Origin of the sequence: Thermomonospora curvata DSM 43183, from assembly GCF_000024385.1 — a bacterium.
In the GTDB taxonomy this organism is placed as follows: domain Bacteria; phylum Actinomycetota; class Actinomycetes; order Streptosporangiales; family Streptosporangiaceae; genus Thermomonospora; species Thermomonospora curvata.
The window spans coordinates 287,188-302,690 of record NC_013510.1 but is presented as its reverse complement, the minus strand read 5'-3'; the positions used below and the strand labels follow the sequence as shown (position 1 = coordinate 302,690).

Genomic DNA, 15,503 nt, shown 5'->3' with positions numbered 1-15,503 from the left:
CTTTCGGACGTGCCGTGGCGCGCGCCGAATCGGCAAACCGCCCCTCCCCGCAGGCAGCCGCCGGGGACGATGCCACGGCCCGCCGAGGCCCCGGCTTCGGGCGCCGCCCGGCCCGCCGCGACCAGGTGCTGTCAAAGCCCGCTGAACCGTGACGTCTATCGGTGGCCGAAGGAGCCATACGGCAGGTTGTGGCCGTAGCGGGACCAGGAGGAGCCGGCGAGCAGGACGGTCATCCGCTTGGCCGCGTCCCGGGTCTGGTAGTGGAGCATGCCGACGTTGAGGTCCTCGCCGCCGATGACCGCCAGGATCGCGGTCTCGCCCAGGGCGTAGACGGCCAGGTAGCCGTCCTCGCCCCGGACCACGGCCTCGCGGAAGCGGCCCCGGCCGGTCGCCTGCGTGGTCTGGCGGGCCAGCCCCAGCGTGGTGGCGACCAGCGCGGCCAGCTGGGACGGCTCTTCGGCGTCGGTGTCGTGGGCGACCAGGAAGCCGTCACTGGTGGCGATCAGGCTGCCGTGCACGCCGACGACCTGCTCGCGCAGCCGGCGCAGCTCCGCGCGCAGCCGCTCCTCCAAGGGCGCGGTCTCGGTGCCGGGACCGGTCATCGCTTCCCCCTCCCCGGTCATGCCGGTCTCATGGGACGTGCCGCGGGCGTCCGTCACAGCACGGCCCGCAGGAAGGACACGGTGCTGCGCCTGGGGTCGGGCCAGGCCGACCCGCCGGCGGGCACCGGCGGCGCGGGGACGCCGGCCACCGCCAGCAGGCGCAGCACCACCAGGCGGAACACCTCGATGGTCGTGCCGAAGACGCTGCACCCCAGCTCCAGAGCCAGCTCCCGCGGGGTGGCCCGGTCGCCCATGTGGCGCAGCAGCGTCCACTGGGCCGCCGACACCTGCAGGGCGGGCGGGTCGAAGCGCGGGTTGCGCACCACCACCGTGTCGGGCGTCAGCAGCGCCGACAGCTGCTCCAGCACCCGCCGGCGCCGTTCCACCTCGGCCAGCAGCGCCGGGACGGGAATGCCGTTGGTCCCCTCGATGCGCAGCGTCCCCGACTCGCGGAAACGGTGCTTGGGCGGGTTGCGGCCGGAGCCGGCTATCAGCTCCAGCGCGGCGTCCATGGTCGCCTCCCGGACGGAGTACTCCCACTCCAGGGAGCCCGGTGCGCCCGGCTCCGCCCAGGACGCCCCCCGTCCCGTCGAGTCGGGCGGGATCACCGGCCAGGCGGCCAGCGCGGGGGTGCGCTGGGATTCGGCGTACAGGACCTCGCCTTCGCTGAGGTAGATGACCCCGCCGCAGTCCCCGGACACGCGCAGCACGCCGCTGCGGCCGGAGTCGGCGAGCTTGCCCAGCCGGACGGCGATCGGTTCTCTATGAAAGTACGCCATCGCCCTCACCCGGACCCGGCGCCTCCCGATGCCGGCCGCCGACCGGTTCCGGGACGGGCGGCGGATCGACGTGGAGGTCGCGGAGCTGACGCAGGGCCATCGCCAAATTGGCCCTGGCCCGGTCCAGCACGACCAGCAGCAGGAACTGCAATCTGGGCGTGGGATCAAAGCGCCGGATCAGGTGGTAGTGGCCGGTCAGCGTGATGATCACGTCCTCCAGGCCCTCGTCGGCCGCCAGCGCCCCCGCCATCAGGGAGACCGCCCCGGCCACGTCGGCCGCGCCCGCCGCCGCCACCGGGATGCGCCCGTCCGCGCCGCCGCTCTCGCGGGCCTTGTCGGCCCGCACCGTCCCCAGGACCATGCCGGTGGCGGCGTCCAGGACGCATCCGAACTCCAGGCCATCGATCTCCTTTGCCCGCGCGAGCAGGGCGTCGAAGGAGGACTCGGGCACGCACATGTCCTTTCCTGCGGGGCTGTGCGGCCAAGAGATCGTGGCCAGATCCTACGGGCATGTCCGCTTCGCCGCCCACCATGACCCTCGTCCTACCTGGGATTTTTTCCGCGATCGGGGAGGGGCCCCCGATCGCGGAGGCCGTCTTCGAGACAGCGAACGGCCCCCGTCACCGGGGAGGAGGGTGACGGGGGCCGCCTGCTCACCCCTGCCGCGGGAGGCGGAGGGAGCTCAGGGAGGTCAGAACGCCTCTTCGGGCATCTCCATCAGGTCCAGCGTGGTGGCCTCGGTGGCCGCGCGGTCGGCGGCGATGCGGGGCAGCACGTTGGCGCAGAAGAACTGGGCGGCGACGACTTTGCCGGTGTAGAAGGCGCGGTCCTCCTCCGAGACCTCCCCGGCGAGCTTGTTCAGGGCGACCTCGGCCTGGCGGCACAGCAGCCAGGCGACGATCACATCGCCCAGCGCCATGAGCAGGCGGGTGGTGTTGAGGCCGACCTTGTAGATCTCCTTGGGGTTCTCGGTGGACGCCAGCGCCCAGCCGATCATCGGGTTGAGGATGCCCTCCACGTCCTCCAGGGCCTTGCCCAGCAGCGCCCGCTCGGTCTTGAGGCGGCCGTTGCCGGCGTCGCTGGCCACGAACGCCTTGATCTCACCGGCCAGGTGCCTGAGGGCCTCCCCGTTGTCCCGCAGGATCTTGCGGAAGAACAGGTCCATGCCCTGGATGGCGGTGGTGCCCTCGTAGAGGGTGTCGATCTTGGAGTCGCGGATGTACTGCTCGATCGGGTAGTCCTGCAGGAAGCCCGAGCCGCCCAGGGTCTGCAGCGACTCCGAGCCCAGCAGGGCGTAGGCCCGCTCAGAGCCGAAGCCCTTGACCACCGGCAGCAGCAGGTCGTTGAGCTTCTCGGCGAGCTTGTCCTCGCGGCCCTCGTGCTTGGCGACCTGGATGGCGTCCTGGTAGGTGGCGGTCAGCATCACCAGGGCGCGCATGCCCTCGGCGTAGGCCTTCTGGGTCATCAGGCTGCGCCGCACGTCCGGGTGGTGGGTGATGGTGACGCGCGGGGCGGTCTTGTCGGCCATCTGGGTCATGTCGCCGCCCTGGACGCGCTGCTTGGCGTACTCCAGCGCGTTCAGGTAGCCGGTGGACAGGGTGGCGATGGCCTTGGTGCCGACCATCATGCGGGCGTACTCGATGATGAGGAACATCTGCTTGATGCCCTCGTGCACGCCGCCGACCAGGTAACCGATGGCCGGGTGCTTCTCGCCGAAGGTCAACTCACAGGTGGTGGAGACCTTCAGGCCCATCTTCTTTTCGACGTTGGTGACGTAGACGCCGTTGCGCTCGCCCAGCTCGCCGGTCTCCAGGTTCACCAGGTACTTGGGCACCAGGAACATCGACAGGCCCTTGGTGCCGGGGCCGGCGCCCTCGGGGCGCGCCAGCACCAGGTGGAAGATGTTCTCGGCCATGTCGTGCTCGGCCGAGGTGATGAAGCGCTTGACGCCCTCGATGTGCCAGGTGCCGTCGGGCTGCTGGATGGCCTTGGTGCGGCCGGCGCCGACGTCGGAGCCGGCGTCCGGCTCGGTCAGCACCATGGTGGCGCCCCACTTGCGCTCCAGCGCCAGCTCGGCGAACCGCTTCTGCTCGGGGGTGCCGATCTGCCAGAGGATCTGGGCGAAGCCGGGGCCGGAGGCGAACATGAACACCGCCGGGTTGGAGCCCAGGATCTGCTCGGCGATGGCCCAGGTCAGGCTGCGCGGAGCGCCGGTGCCGCCGAACTCGGGAACCAGGTCGGCGCGGTACCACTCGGCGTCCATGTAGGCCTGGTAGGACTTCTTGAAGCTCTCCGGCATGGTGACCGTGCCGGACTCGGGGTCGAACACCGGCGGGTTGCGGTCGGCGTCCTCGAAGGAGTCGGCGATGACCCCGGTGGCCAGGCGGTTGACCTCCTCCAGGATGCTGCGCGCGGTCTCCTCGTCCAGGTCCGCGTACGGCCCCTTGCCGAGCAGTTCCTGTCGGTTGAACACCTCGAAGAGGTTGAACTCCAGGTCACGGAGGTTGCTCTTGTAGTGCCCCATGGATTACCTCGGCAGGTCCGGTGGGTTGGCGCCCGGCCAACATACTGGTCAGTAACTCTCCCTATGCTACCCGCTGGTAACCACCTGACAACCCGTTGACCGGCACAATCCGGCCCCCGGACGCCACGGCCCGGCGAGCATCCGGCGAGAGCCCCTGGGACGACGCACAGCGGCCCCGCCGGCAAAGGGTGAGCAAAGACAACCCCAACGGCGGCACAGAGGACAACAACGAAACGATCACGCCTGCGGCATGCCGCCCCGCCGGACGGCCCCGGCCCGCGAAGCGCCGTGACGAACGCCGCACCGAGCCGTCCGGATCGGGCCCCCGGACCTTCGCGCCGGCGCAAGCAGGGACGAGCCGCAAGGAGCCCACGGAACCTCCCTCGGCCCAAGCGCCGCAGAACGTCCCGTCTTCCCCTGTCTCACCAGGTACGACATGATGTGGTCTCCATTACGGCGCACCGGATTCAAGGGAACGAAACCGGCGCCGCCCGCGACTAAAAGGACGGTTGCCCCACAAACGGCGGCCCGCATCACAGGAGGAAACGTTGGTCTTCAAGAAGCTGCTGAAGGCGATGGGCGTCGGGGGACCGTCCGTCGAAACCGTTCTGCACAACCCCAACACCACGCCCGGCGGGACGATCAGCGGTGACGTGCACCTGATGGGCGGCGAGCACGACTCCGACATCAGGTACGTCTCGGTGGCGCTGCGGACTCGCGTGGAGGTCGAGTCCGGCGACAGCGAATACAACACCAACATGGAGTACGCCAAGGTCCAGCTCACCGGGCCGTTCCAGCTGCGGAAGGGGGCGCGGCACTCCCTGCCGTTCACCCTGCAGATCCCCTGGGAGGCGCCGCTGACCCACATGTACGGCCAGCCGCTGCACGGCACCACCGTGGGGGTCGCCACCGAGCTGGAGGTCGCGCGGGCGGTGGACGCCACCGACCTGGACCCGATCGCGGTGCACCCGCTGCCCGCCCAGGAGCGCATCCTGGCCGCCTTCGCCAACCTCGGCTTCCGTTTCCGCAGCGCCGACTGCGAGCGCGGCTACATCCGGGGCATCCGCCAGGAGCTGCCGTTCTACCAGGAGATCGAGTTCTACCCGCCGCCGCAGTACGCCTCGGGCATCAACGAGCTGGAAGTGACCTTCGTGGCCTCCCCGCACTCCATGGAAGTGGTCCTGGAGCTGGACAAGCGCGGCGGGCTCTTCACCGAGGGGCACGACTCCCTCACCCACTTCACCGTGGACTACGCCTCGGTCCACACCACCAACTGGGAGCACGAACTGCAGCAGTTCCTCAACCAGGCAGCCCGGCGCCGCGGCCTGTTCTTCTGAATCCGCGCTCCGTGCTCCGCCGCGTCTTGCGGATGCGGCGGAGTGCGGGGCAAGGCCGCGCGCCGACCGGGGCTTCCCTTCCCGGCGTCCGACTTGTAAAGGTCGACCTTGTCAAAGGTCAATCGATCACCGAATCGGTCGCGACAGTGGAAAGGCCTTGCCCGTGCCGGATCCCACCTCGGTGGAAACGCTGGAACTGACCGCTGCCGAAACCCGGGTATGGGAGGCCTACCCCACCGGGACCATGGTCGTTCTCGGCGAGAACCGTCCCGACGAACCCCTTCCCGAGCGCACGGTGCGCGCCGAGGTGATCTCCCGGCTGCTGCTGGGCGCCCGGGAGGGCAGGCCCGGTCACGTCCCGGCCGTCAAGCTGCGCGGCGCCTATATCAGGGGGCGGCTGCGGCTGTCCGGCGGCACCATCGAGTGCGAGCTGCGGCTGGAACGCTGCCACTTTGACGAGGTCCCCGACCTGTCGAACGCGCGGACCCGCCAGCTGCGCATGTCCGAGTGCCGCATGCCGGGCCTGGACGCCGGCGGGCTGCAGGCCGACGGCTATGTGAGCCTGTCGAGGTCGCGGATCGACGGGGAGGTCCGGCTGCAGCGCGCCCAGATCAGCGGCGGGCTGCGGATGAACGACGTGATCGTCACCCAGTCCGACCCCAACCGGTGGGCGCTCTTCGGCGGCGGCCTGGTGGTCGATGCCGGGGCCTTCCTCCGGGACGCCGAGTTCAACGGCGGGGTCCGCCTGGTGGGCGCCCGGATGAACGGCGGGCTGTTCATGGAGGGCGCCCTGCTGTGCAACCCCTCCGGGCCGGCGCTGGACGCCCAGAACATCGTGGTGGAGGACGCCGCCGAGTTCAGCGCCGGGTTCATCGCCGAGGGCATGGTGCGGCTGCGCGGCGCCAAAGTGCACGGCACCCTCTCCTTCGACCTGGCCACGCTGCGCGCCGGCGCCGACCCGCGGGCGCTGCAGGCCACCCTCATGCAGGTGGAGGAGATGCTGTTCCGCCCCACCGAGCCGGTGAACGGTCGGGTGGCGCTGTCGTACTCCCACATCGGCACCCTGCGGGACGGCGGCCCCATGGTCTGGCCCCGGGAGCTGTGGCTGCGCGGCCTGACCTACGACGCGCTGCGCGGCTGCCCGCCGGAGGAACGGCTGCGCTGGGTGGGCCGCGAGGAGTACCACCCCCAGCCGTATGAGCAGCTGGCGAGCTGGTACCGCCAGATCGGCCATGAGGACCTGGCCCGCAAGGCGATGCTGGCCAAGATGCGGGCCCGGCGGCGCACCCTCTCCCTGCCCGCCCGGATCTGGAGCCACCTGCTGGACTGGACCATCGGCCACGGCTACCGGCCGTGGATGGCGGCGGTATGGGTGGCGTTGCTGCTGATCGCCGGCACCGTGGTGTTCTCCGTGGAGCCGCCGCGGTCGATCCGCCCGCCCGAGGAACGCCCGCACTACAACGCCTTCATCTACACCCTCGACCTGCTGATCCCCATCGGCACCTTCGGGCGCCGCGAGCTGTTCGACCCGGTCGGCTGGACCGAGTGGGTGGCCTATGTGCTGATCGCCAGCGGCTGGATCCTGGTCACCGCCCTGATCGCCGGCGCCACCCGGGTGCTGCGCCCCAACGCCTGACGCGACGGGACCGGACACACCGCGGCATCGATACCGTGAACGCTTCGGGAAGGATTCAATAGCGGGATGGGGACCTATCTGATCACCGGTGCGACCGGCGGCATCGGCGCGGCGGTCGCGGAACTGCTGGCCGACCGGGGGCACGATCTGGTGCTGGTCGGCCGTTCGCCCGAGCGGCTGGCACAGGTGACCGCCCGGCTGGGCGGCGTGCAGGCCCGCACCCAGGTGCTCTACCGCGACGCGGCGGGGGCGCCGCGGGCCGCGGACGCCGGGCGGCGCGGCACGGTGCTGCCGGTGGTGCTGGACCTGACCGAGCCCCGCCGGATCGAGGCGGCGCTGGCGGCGGCCGGGCTGCCGGACCGGCTGGACGGCGTGGTGCACAGCGCGGGCGTGGTGGAGCTGGGCACGGTCGCCGAACTGGACGCCGACCGGTGGATCGAGCAGATCATGGTCAATCTGGTGGCCGCGGCGGAGCTGACCCGGCTGCTGCTGCCGGCGCTGCGCGCGGCCGAGGGGCAGGTGGTCTTCGTCAACTCCGGCGCGGGGCTGCGCGCCAACCCCGGCTGGTCGGCGTACGCGGCCGGCAAGCACGGGCTGAAGGCCCTGGCCGACGCGCTGCGCGCCGAGGAGCCGCGGCTGCGGGTGACCAGCGTCTACCCGGGCCGCACCGCCACCGAGATGCAGCGCAAGGTGCGCGCCCAGGAAGGGCGGCCGTACCGGCCGGAGGATTTCATCGACCCCATGACGGTGGCCCGGGTGATCGTGAACGCGCTGGAGACCCCTCGCGACGCCACTATCACCGACGTGTCCGTCCGGCCGTGAAAGGAGGCCGTCCCGCCTAGCTCCAGGCGTCGCGGCGGCGCAGTACCCAGGCGGCCAGGACGCCGCCGATCAGCCCGAACAGGTGGCCCTGCCAGGAGATCATCGGGTGGGTGGGCAGGATGCCGTAGATCATCGTGCCGTAGCTCAGCACCACCACGACGGCGATCGCCAGGTCCAGCAGGCTGCGTTCGAACAGGCCCCGGCTCAGCAGGTAGCCGAAGTAGCCGAAGATCAGGATGCTGCTGCCCAGGGTCTCCACCGAGGGCGAGCCGGTGAACCACACGCCCAGCCCGCCCACCACGATGATGATCAGGCTGGCCGCCAGGAACCGGCCGATCCCGCGCACCGCCGCCAGAAAGCCCAGCACCAGGAACGGCATCGTGTTGGCCATCAGATGCCCGAACCCGCCGTGCAGAAAGGGCGCGGTGAAGATGTCCGGCAGTTCACCGAGGTCATAGGACCGGATGCCATAGCGGTCGAGCGCACCGCCCAGCGCGTAGTCCAGCGCCTCCAGCACCCACATGACCGCGGTGACCGTTCCCACCAGCACGGCCGCCGAGACCGCGCGGGCGGCGTGCGTCGCCAGCCCTTCCGAACGGCTCCGCCGCGGGACGAGGGGGTCGTTCATCTGGCAGCCTCCATAGGGGTCGCGCTGTTGAGACAACGCTCCGGCCCTTATAAAGGTGCCCATAAATGCCCGTCCTGCGACGTCTTGCACAGGTCGCCGGGTTTTCAGGCGGTTTGCGGTCAGGCGGCGACGATGCGGCCGGTGCGCTCGCCGCGGCGCATTTCGCGGCGGATGTAGCGGCGTTCTTCGGGGGTGGTGCCGCCCCAGATGCCGTCGGGCTCGCCGGCGCGCAGCGCCCAGTCGAGGCACTCGGCCTTCACCGGGCAGTTGCCGCAGATGGCCTTGGCGGCCTCGACCTGCTCGGCCATTACCGGAACGGTGTAGTTGATGGGGTAGAAGAGCTCGGGGTCGGCACCGCGGCAGATCGCGTAATCGGTCCAGTGCTTGTCGGGGTTCAGCATGTCTTCTCCAGGTCGAACAGGGCCGCAGGCAGCGGCGACGCACGGTGGACGGCCCGTACCCGTTCCGGCGGCGGTGAGTCGGCCGGCCGATGCGGCATGCCGGTGATGGCCGCCGGTTCCTCGCTGCTGACGGAGGTCCGGCTGCTCGGTCGAGCGATCTCGGCGCCGATGACCGTCGCGTGGTGGTCCCGCGGCGTGCCTGCGCGGCCCTCGCCCGGCGCCGGCACATGGGCGGCGGCGCAGCGCGGCCTGGCGGCGGCACGCGGAAGATCTGCGAGGACGACCACGTCGGCGGCCTCCATAGAGAATCCGGGGTGGGTTCGCACCCAACGTAGTACTACAAAGCGTAGTACTACAAGCGAGGGTAACTTATGTCTCTAACTGGGCGGCTACCCTGAGCCACGTGGCTCGTGATCAAAAGGTGACCTTCCGCGAGGCGGTGCGCGACGACCTGCCCACGATCGTCCGGCTGCTGGCCGACGACCCATTGGGCAGCACCCGCGAGACGCCGGGCGAGGAACTGCCCGAGCCCTACTGGAGGGCGTTCGAGGCGATCGAAAAAGATCCCAACAACGCCATCATCGTCGCCGAGATCGACGGCGAGATCGCCGCTTCCCTCCAGCTCACCTACATCCCCAGCCTCACCTATACCGGGGGTGAGCGCGCTCAGATCGAAGGCGTGCGGGTGGCCTCCGAATACCGCGGCAAAGGCGTCGGCCAGGCCCTGATCAACTGGGTCATCGAACAGGCCCGCGCCCGCGGCTGCCGCGTCGTCCAGCTCACCACCGACCGCCAGCGCCCGAACGCCATACGCTTCTACCAGAAAATGGGCTTCCGCCCCAGCCACATGGGGATGAAGTACCCCTTGATCGAAAAGCCGGGCCAGATCGATCCCGATTCCTGACCACCGCCTCGCCCGCCCCGGCGCCCCCGCCCGGGGCCGCCGTGTGTCACGGAACGTCACATGACCGCACACAGCACGTCTCGATAGGCATCATGGGGAGCAGCCCCTCAAGCTCGGAGAACACCGGCCGGACGAAGGGTGCGCCCCCCATGAGCACCGCCGACGACCCCCGCGCCATCGCCGCACGCCTGCGAGCCGAACGCGAAAAGCGCGGCTGGGGGCAGCGGAAGACGGCCCGTTTCCTGCGAGACGCCACCGATGATCACCAAAAGCCCGACCTCTCTTCGTTTGTGACTTATGTCAAACGCTGGGAGAGCGGCGAAGTCCGGCCATGCGATCCCCGCTACCGGGCCGCTTACGCCAAAGTGTTCGGCGTCTCGGAAGACGAGTTGTTCGGCCCCCGCCCACAGCCCTCCTCATCGCGCCCGCCGGAACCGCATGACGATCCGGACGAACGTGAGCGGCTGGCCCTCGCCGCGCGCAATCCCGCCCGGCTGGATGAGGCCGTGGTGGACGGGCTGGCCGCCACCCTCGCCCATCAGCGGCGCCTGGAAGACTCGACCGGTTCCGGCCGCATGCTGGCGCCCGCGGCCGAGCACCTGAAATTGATCCTGCGGCTGCTGAAAGAGGCCCGTGCCGCTCCGGCCGCCCGGCTCGCCCAGACGGCCGCCGAGGCCTCCCAATTCGTCGGATGGCTGCACACCGCCGTCGGCGCCTACGAGGACGCGAGCACGCTATACGACCAGGCACTGAGACTCGGCATGCAAAGCCGCAACACCGACCTCGCCGCGACGGCATTGTCCATGCAAGGGCATCTGGCGTGGGTGACCGGCGACATCGGTGCCATGGCCGAGTTGTCGAAGGCCGCCGCCGAGATGGCCACCGCGACCGGCACCCGTGCCATGGCCGTCCAGCAGAGCGGACGGGCGCTGGCCGTTCTGGGGGATCGGCAGGGGGCGCTGAGGAGCATCGGCGAAGCCGAAGAGATCCTGGCCGGCGGCACCCGCGCAGACGACCCGGACGGCCTCTACTTCTACGGCCCGGCGTACCTGACCATGCAACGCGGACTGATCCTGTCCTACCTCGCCGAGGACCCGGCACAGCACGGCGCCGCCGCCGGTCTCATCGCCTCGGGCATCCAGGCGCTCGCCGCGGACGTGCGGAACTCAGAGTGGGTGGCCTGGTACCGCGTGCGGGCCGCGGCCGCTCACGCCCGCGGCGGCGACATCACCGAGGCGGTCACCGGCCTGCGCACCGCGCTCGGCATCGTGACCGGCACCGGCGGCGGCCGGACCCGCGCCGAGCTGGTCAAAACGCACCGGGCGCTAATCCGGCGCTGGCCGCGGCACCCCGGCCTCGCCGAACTCGGCGAGGCACTGCGCTGACGCCGCACCGGCGGTCCCGCAGAAAAGCGGGACGCCCGGCCGGGCCCGCCGGGAAGCCGCGGTCGCCCATGCCCGCGGCGGCGACCCCGTCACCGGCCCGCACGCCGCACCCGAGACCGTGACCAGGAGCGGCCCGCGAAGAGCCGCCCCGGCTCTCCGGCGCCCCGTCCGAGGACCAGACGCCCGGCCGGCTTCCCGAAAGGCCCTTCCCGAGACGAGAACGCCCTGTCGATCCGGCGAATCAGGCGTCCTGGAGGCGGTAGGCCAGCTCGATGGACCACTTGGTCATGTCGGGCTCGACGGCCGGGTCGGTCAGGTAGAACTCGAAGCGGCCGCCCCAGATCTCGGTGCCGCCCTCCCGGCGGATGTCCCAGGTGATGCCCTGGGCGGTGCCCCACTCCTGCAAGGCGGTGATGGCGTCGAACAGGCCGTCCGGATGGCCGTGGTGGGTCAAGGTGGCGTAGCGGCCGGGCGGGATGGAGCCGGGGATGATCCGGCCGTCCGGCTCGATGGGTTCGGGGACGGGGACGCCCACCTCCAGTTCGAACGGGACGTCCATGCCGCCGATCACGCGGTAGCGGTAGAACAGCGGGCCCGCGGGGACGATCCGCCGCCGGCCCAGCCGGCCGTAGACCTCCGGGACCAGGGCGTTGACCCGGCCCCACTCGCGCATCGGGGCCTTGACGGGGATGGCCGCGTACGGCTGGGCGGGGCGGGTTTCGATCTTCGGTTCGGTGGACATCGAGGGTGCCTCCCGTGGTCGGGGTCGTTCACCTCTCCTACGACCGGGGGGCGTGAAACTCATCGCTCGTCCGGGGAAACCGGCCGCCGCGGCGGGGTGGGAGGCAGGTCGAACAGCGGGAACAGGCGGGCGGTGTCCAGGAAGGAGGTCGTGCCGGCGATGAGGCCGCCGCGGACGTCCACCAGCACCAGCGCCCGGGGTTCGAACGTCCCGCCGGGGCCGGTGGGGACGTAGTGCGCGAAGGCCGGTGAGCCGTTGGCCGCGACCGGGACCAGGCGGGAGCCCCGGCAGCCGGCGTCCGGGGCCGACAGCGCCCGGCGGATGTGCTCGCGGCCCTGCAGCCACCAGGTGAACGGGGGCATCGACATGGCGGCGTCCTCGTGCAGCAGCGCCACCAGCGCATCGACGTCGTGGTTTTCGAACGCGGTGCAGTAGCGGTCCAGCAGGTCGCCTTCCGCCTCGCCCAGCGGGGCGGCGCCTTCGGTGCCGTCGGGGTGGACGGTGCGCAGGGTGGCGCGGGCGCGCTGCAGGGCGCTGTTGACGGCGGCGACGGTGACGCCGAGCAGCCCGGCCACCTCCGCGGCCCGCCAGCGCAGCACATCGCGCAGGATCAGCACGGCGCGCTGGCGGGGCGGCAGGTGCTGCAGGGCGGCCACGAACGCCAGCCGGATCGTCTCGCGCGCCACCGCCGCCTCGGCCGGGTCGGCGCCCGCCGGCGATACCCGCCGGTCCGGGATCGGCAGCACCCAGTGCTCCTCCGGCAGCGGACGGCCCAGGGGGGAGCCGGGCTCGGCGGCGGGGCCAAGGTCCATGGCCAGGGCGCGGCGGCGGGCGCCGCGCAGCATGTCGAGGCAGACGTTGGTGGCGATGGCATACAGCCACGAGCGCGCAGAGCCCCGGGAGGCCTCGAAACGGCCGCGGCCGCGCCAGGCGCGTTCCAGGGTCTCCTGGACGGCGTCGTCGGCGTCGAAGGCCGAGCCGAGCATCCGGTAGCAGTGGGCGGTCAGCTCCGCATGGTGCGCCTCCCACCAGCGCTCCAGCCTCACCGCGTCGTCTTTCCCCACCCTGACCTGGTCGTTTTCGTAGACCTGGGTCTCACTTTGTTTACCGGAACGTGTAATGCTGGTCATCGGAGCGTCATCTCCGGTCAACCCCGCTCGCCGGGAACGTCGATATCGAGGAGAACATGCGTGGCCGACCCGAAAAGCCAGCTTGAGGTAGAACGCAAATACGACGCCGACCGCGACTTCACACTGCCGGATCTATCCGGTCTGCCCGGGGTCGCGTCCGTGAGCGAACCCCGCACGCATGTGCTCATCGCGAACTACTTCGACACCTGTGACCACCGGCTGGCCGCCCGCGGCATCACCCTGCGCCGGCGGCGCGGCGGGGCGGACGCCGGCTGGCACCTGAAGATACCGGTGGCCCCCGACAGCAAGAACGAGCTGCGCGCCTCGCTCGGCCGCCCCCAGGTCGTCCCGGCGAAGCTGGCCCGGCTGGTGGCCGTCCATGTCCGGGGGGCACAGCTGCGGCCGGTGGCGGTGCTGGAGACCGAACGCACCGTGATCCTGCTGCGGGACGCAGGCGGGCGGCTGCTGGCGGAGGTCGCCGACGACACGGTGACCGGACGGCTCATCGACTCCGAAGGCGCCGAGCAGCCGGGCACCACCGTCTGGCGGGAGATCGAGATCGAGCTGGGCCCGGCCGGCACTCCCGAGCTGCTGCGGGCGGCCGGGGAGCGGCTGCAGCAGGCCGGGGCCCGCCCGGCGAGCGGCCCGGCCAAGCTGGGGAGGGTGCTGGAGCCGGTCATGGCGGTCCCGTTCGGCGGGCACCGCCGCGCGCTGCCGGACCTGCCGGCCGGTTCGGCCGGCGCCGCGGTGATCGGCTACCTGGCCAAGCAGGTGGACGCGGTGATCTCCTACGACCCCAAGGCCCGGCTGGCGGAGTTCGACGCGGTGCACAAGATGCGGGTGGCCGTCCGCCGGATCCGCAGCGCGCTGCGCAGCTACGCGCCGCTGCTGGACCCGGTGCGCATCGCCCCGCTGGAACCGGAGCTGCGGTGGCTGGCGGAGGTCCTCGGCGAGGTGCGCGACCTGGAAGTGCTGCGGATGCGCTTCACCGACCGGCTGGAGCGGCCCTACGGGCTGCACCCGGCCGCCTCCCAGTCGTGGCTGGAGGCGCTGAGCAAGCGGGAGAAGTCGGCCTACCGCAGGATGAACACCACCCTCACCCAGCCGCGCTACTTCGCCCTGCTGGACGCGCTGGACGCGCTGGTGGCCGACCCGCCGCTGAGCGAGCGGGCGTTCCGGCCGGCGGTCGCCGAGCTGCCCCGGCTGGTCACCCGCCAGTGGCGGCGGCTGACCCGCAAGTACGAGGCGATCGCCACCGCCAAGGACCCCGAAGAGGCCAGGCATGACGCCCGCAAGGCCGCCAAACGCGCCCGCTATGCGGCCGAGCTGGCCGCCGCCGCGCTGCGCGAGCTGAAGCCGCAGGCCGCCGACGGCGCCCGCCCGGCCAAGGGCAAGGGCAAAAAGCGCAAGGCGTCCCGCAGGGCCGCCGCCGAGCCGGCCCGGTCACCGGCGGAGCTGGCCGAGATCGCCGCGCAGACCGCCGCCCACGCCAAACGCCTCCAGGAGGTCCTGGGCGGCTACCAGGACGGCGTCATCGCGATGCAGCACCTGCGGGCCGCCGCGGCCGAACGCTCCACCACCCCGGCCGAGGCGTTCGTGCTGGGCGTCCTCTACGGCATCGAACGCTGCGAGGCCCTGGAATCCCTGTCCCGCGTGGAGGCCACCTGGGAGCAGACCGCCCCGCCGGCCTTCTGACCGGCTCAGGACGGGGGGGCCCAGTGGCGTTCCAAGGCGGCGACGCCGCTCGTCCCGTCGTCGTCCACCGCCAGGTGGGCCACCCAGAAACCGCCCTTGCGGAGGGAGGGATCGTCGGGAACCGGCTCGCCGAACTTGCGGCACAGTTCGGCGATCAGGTCCCCGACGATCTCGCCGTGGGTGCACACCACCAGCGGGTCCGCGCCGTCGCAGGCCAGCTCCACCAGCCGTGACCCGGCGCGTCCCGCGTCGGTGCGGCCCACCGTGAACGCCCGGTCGGTGGTCACCTCACCGCCCGAGGCCAGCGCGTACGGCAGCAGCGTCTCCACGCAGCGGGCGGTGGCCGAGGAGACCGGCCGCAGCCGCCCGAAGACGCCCAGCAGCGCGGCCAGCGCCCGCGCCTGGGCGCGTCCGCGATCGTCCAGGGGGCGCAGCGCGTCGTCATCGCGCCAGTCGCTCTTCCTGCCCGCCAGGGCGTGCCGCAAGATCACCACGGGGCGGGTGGTCAGCGGCCCGGCGGCGAACTCGCGCAGCACCTGCGCGTCCCGCTCATAGCTCAACCGCTCGACGGCCTCGGCCACCGGCAGCCACTCCAGGCGGTCGACCTCCTCGTTGGGGACGAAGACCGCCTCCGCGTCGATGGGCGTGGCGCTCCAGTAGTCCACCTGCTTGGGCCGGCCGTCCTTGAGGTAGGTGATGGAGGGCAGCCGCCGGCCCAGCCGCACGGCGATCCCGGTCTCCTCCACCACCTCGCGCAGCGCGGCGCCCAGCACGTGCTCGCCCGCATCGACCTTGCCCTTGGGGAACGACCAGTCGTCGTACCTGGGCCGGTGCACCAGCGCCACCCGAGGGCCGTCCGGAGCCCGGCGCCACAGCACCGCCCCGGCCGCCCGGATCCGACCTTCCTCGGACTTCACC

The 15,503-nt window shown here is 71.5% G+C and carries 16 protein-coding genes; 6 read left to right on the top strand and 10 right to left on the bottom strand.

The features are described 5' to 3' along the window. Positions 1 to 155: 155 nt before the first annotated feature. From TCUR_RS01355 to TCUR_RS01340, 4 genes are all read right to left on the bottom strand, one after another. A complete protein-coding gene (locus TCUR_RS01355; RefSeq protein ID WP_012850662.1) occupies positions 156 to 602 on the bottom strand; it encodes a roadblock/LC7 domain-containing protein in 447 nt (148 codons plus the stop codon). A 53-nt stretch (positions 603 to 655) separates the two neighbouring features. Then, on the bottom strand, positions 656 to 1,381 hold the full coding sequence (locus tag TCUR_RS01350) for a hypothetical protein (protein ID WP_012850661.1): 726 nt from the start codon (positions 1,379 to 1,381) through the stop codon (positions 656 to 658). After that, positions 1,365 to 1,832 (bottom strand): hypothetical protein, encoded by a 468-nt coding sequence (locus TCUR_RS01345; RefSeq protein ID WP_148232886.1) that lies wholly within the window; start codon positions 1,830 to 1,832, stop codon positions 1,365 to 1,367. Before TCUR_RS01345 ends, TCUR_RS01350 begins: the two co-directional genes overlap by 17 nt. 240 nt (positions 1,833 to 2,072) lie before the next feature. After that, positions 2,073 to 3,905, bottom strand: coding sequence for an acyl-CoA dehydrogenase (locus TCUR_RS01340; protein WP_012850659.1), 1,833 nt, complete (start codon positions 3,903 to 3,905; stop codon positions 2,073 to 2,075). 548 nt (positions 3,906 to 4,453) lie between these two features. Between TCUR_RS01340 and TCUR_RS01335 the strand changes: the two genes are divergently transcribed. From TCUR_RS01335 to TCUR_RS01325, 3 genes are all read left to right on the top strand, one after another. Next, complete coding sequence (locus tag TCUR_RS01335; protein WP_012850658.1) at positions 4,454 to 5,242, top strand: sporulation protein; 789 nt, start codon at positions 4,454 to 4,456, stop codon at positions 5,240 to 5,242. 163 nt (positions 5,243 to 5,405) lie between these two features. Next, positions 5,406 to 6,878 (top strand): hypothetical protein, encoded by a 1,473-nt coding sequence (locus TCUR_RS01330; protein WP_012850657.1) that lies wholly within the window; start codon positions 5,406 to 5,408, stop codon positions 6,876 to 6,878. Positions 6,879 to 6,944: 66 nt separating this feature from the next. After that, a complete protein-coding gene (locus TCUR_RS01325) occupies positions 6,945 to 7,700 on the top strand; it encodes an SDR family oxidoreductase (protein WP_012850656.1) in 756 nt (251 codons plus the stop codon). A gap of 16 nt (positions 7,701 to 7,716) precedes the next feature. Here the strand turns inward: TCUR_RS01325 and TCUR_RS01320 are convergent, their stop codons facing one another. The 3 genes from TCUR_RS01320 to TCUR_RS01310 all read right to left on the bottom strand — a co-directional run bounded on the left by TCUR_RS01320 (position 7,717) and on the right by TCUR_RS01310 (position 9,031). Then, positions 7,717 to 8,328, bottom strand: coding sequence for a rhomboid family intramembrane serine protease (locus tag TCUR_RS01320; protein ID WP_041439173.1), 612 nt, complete (start codon positions 8,326 to 8,328; stop codon positions 7,717 to 7,719). 119 nt (positions 8,329 to 8,447) lie between these two features. Next, positions 8,448 to 8,729 carry a WhiB family transcriptional regulator gene (locus TCUR_RS01315; RefSeq protein ID WP_012850654.1) on the bottom strand — a complete coding sequence of 94 codons (282 nt, stop codon included), beginning with the start codon at positions 8,727 to 8,729 and terminating at the stop codon, positions 8,448 to 8,450. Further along, positions 8,723 to 9,031: a hypothetical protein gene (locus tag TCUR_RS01310; protein WP_041439170.1), complete on the bottom strand. Its 309-nt coding sequence runs from the start codon at positions 9,029 to 9,031 to the stop codon at positions 8,723 to 8,725. The genes TCUR_RS01315 and TCUR_RS01310 overlap by 7 nt, the downstream gene beginning before the upstream one ends. A 101-nt stretch (positions 9,032 to 9,132) precedes the next feature. On the opposite strand from TCUR_RS01310, the gene TCUR_RS01305 reads away from it, so the two are divergent. Then, complete coding sequence (locus TCUR_RS01305; RefSeq protein WP_041439168.1) at positions 9,133 to 9,633, top strand: GNAT family N-acetyltransferase; 501 nt, start codon at positions 9,133 to 9,135, stop codon at positions 9,631 to 9,633. 149 nt (positions 9,634 to 9,782) lie between these two features. Continuing rightward, positions 9,783 to 11,018, top strand: a complete 1,236-nt coding sequence (locus tag TCUR_RS24510; RefSeq protein ID WP_012850652.1) for a helix-turn-helix domain-containing protein — start codon at positions 9,783 to 9,785, stop codon at positions 11,016 to 11,018. 241 nt (positions 11,019 to 11,259) lie between these two features. On the opposite strand, the gene TCUR_RS01295 is transcribed toward TCUR_RS24510, so the two are convergent. Both TCUR_RS01295 and TCUR_RS01290 read right to left on the bottom strand, forming a co-directional pair. Beyond that, complete coding sequence (locus TCUR_RS01295; RefSeq protein ID WP_012850651.1) at positions 11,260 to 11,760, bottom strand: GyrI-like domain-containing protein; 501 nt, start codon at positions 11,758 to 11,760, stop codon at positions 11,260 to 11,262. 59 nt (positions 11,761 to 11,819) lie between these two features. Continuing rightward, positions 11,820 to 12,890, bottom strand: a complete 1,071-nt coding sequence (locus TCUR_RS01290; protein ID WP_012850650.1) for a sigma-70 family RNA polymerase sigma factor — start codon at positions 12,888 to 12,890, stop codon at positions 11,820 to 11,822. On the opposite strand from TCUR_RS01290, the gene TCUR_RS01285 reads away from it, so the two are divergent. Beyond that, entirely contained in the window at positions 12,774 to 14,585 is a 1,812-nt protein-coding gene (locus tag TCUR_RS01285) for a CYTH and CHAD domain-containing protein (protein WP_148232885.1), read from the top strand. The two genes, TCUR_RS01290 and TCUR_RS01285, sit on opposite strands and share 117 nt — an antisense overlap. A 5-nt stretch (positions 14,586 to 14,590) precedes the next feature. Here the strand turns inward: TCUR_RS01285 and TCUR_RS01280 are convergent, their stop codons facing one another. Beyond that, positions 14,591 to 15,502, bottom strand: coding sequence for an NUDIX hydrolase (locus TCUR_RS01280; RefSeq protein WP_012850648.1), 912 nt, complete (start codon positions 15,500 to 15,502; stop codon positions 14,591 to 14,593). Position 15,503: the final 1 nt, after the last annotated feature.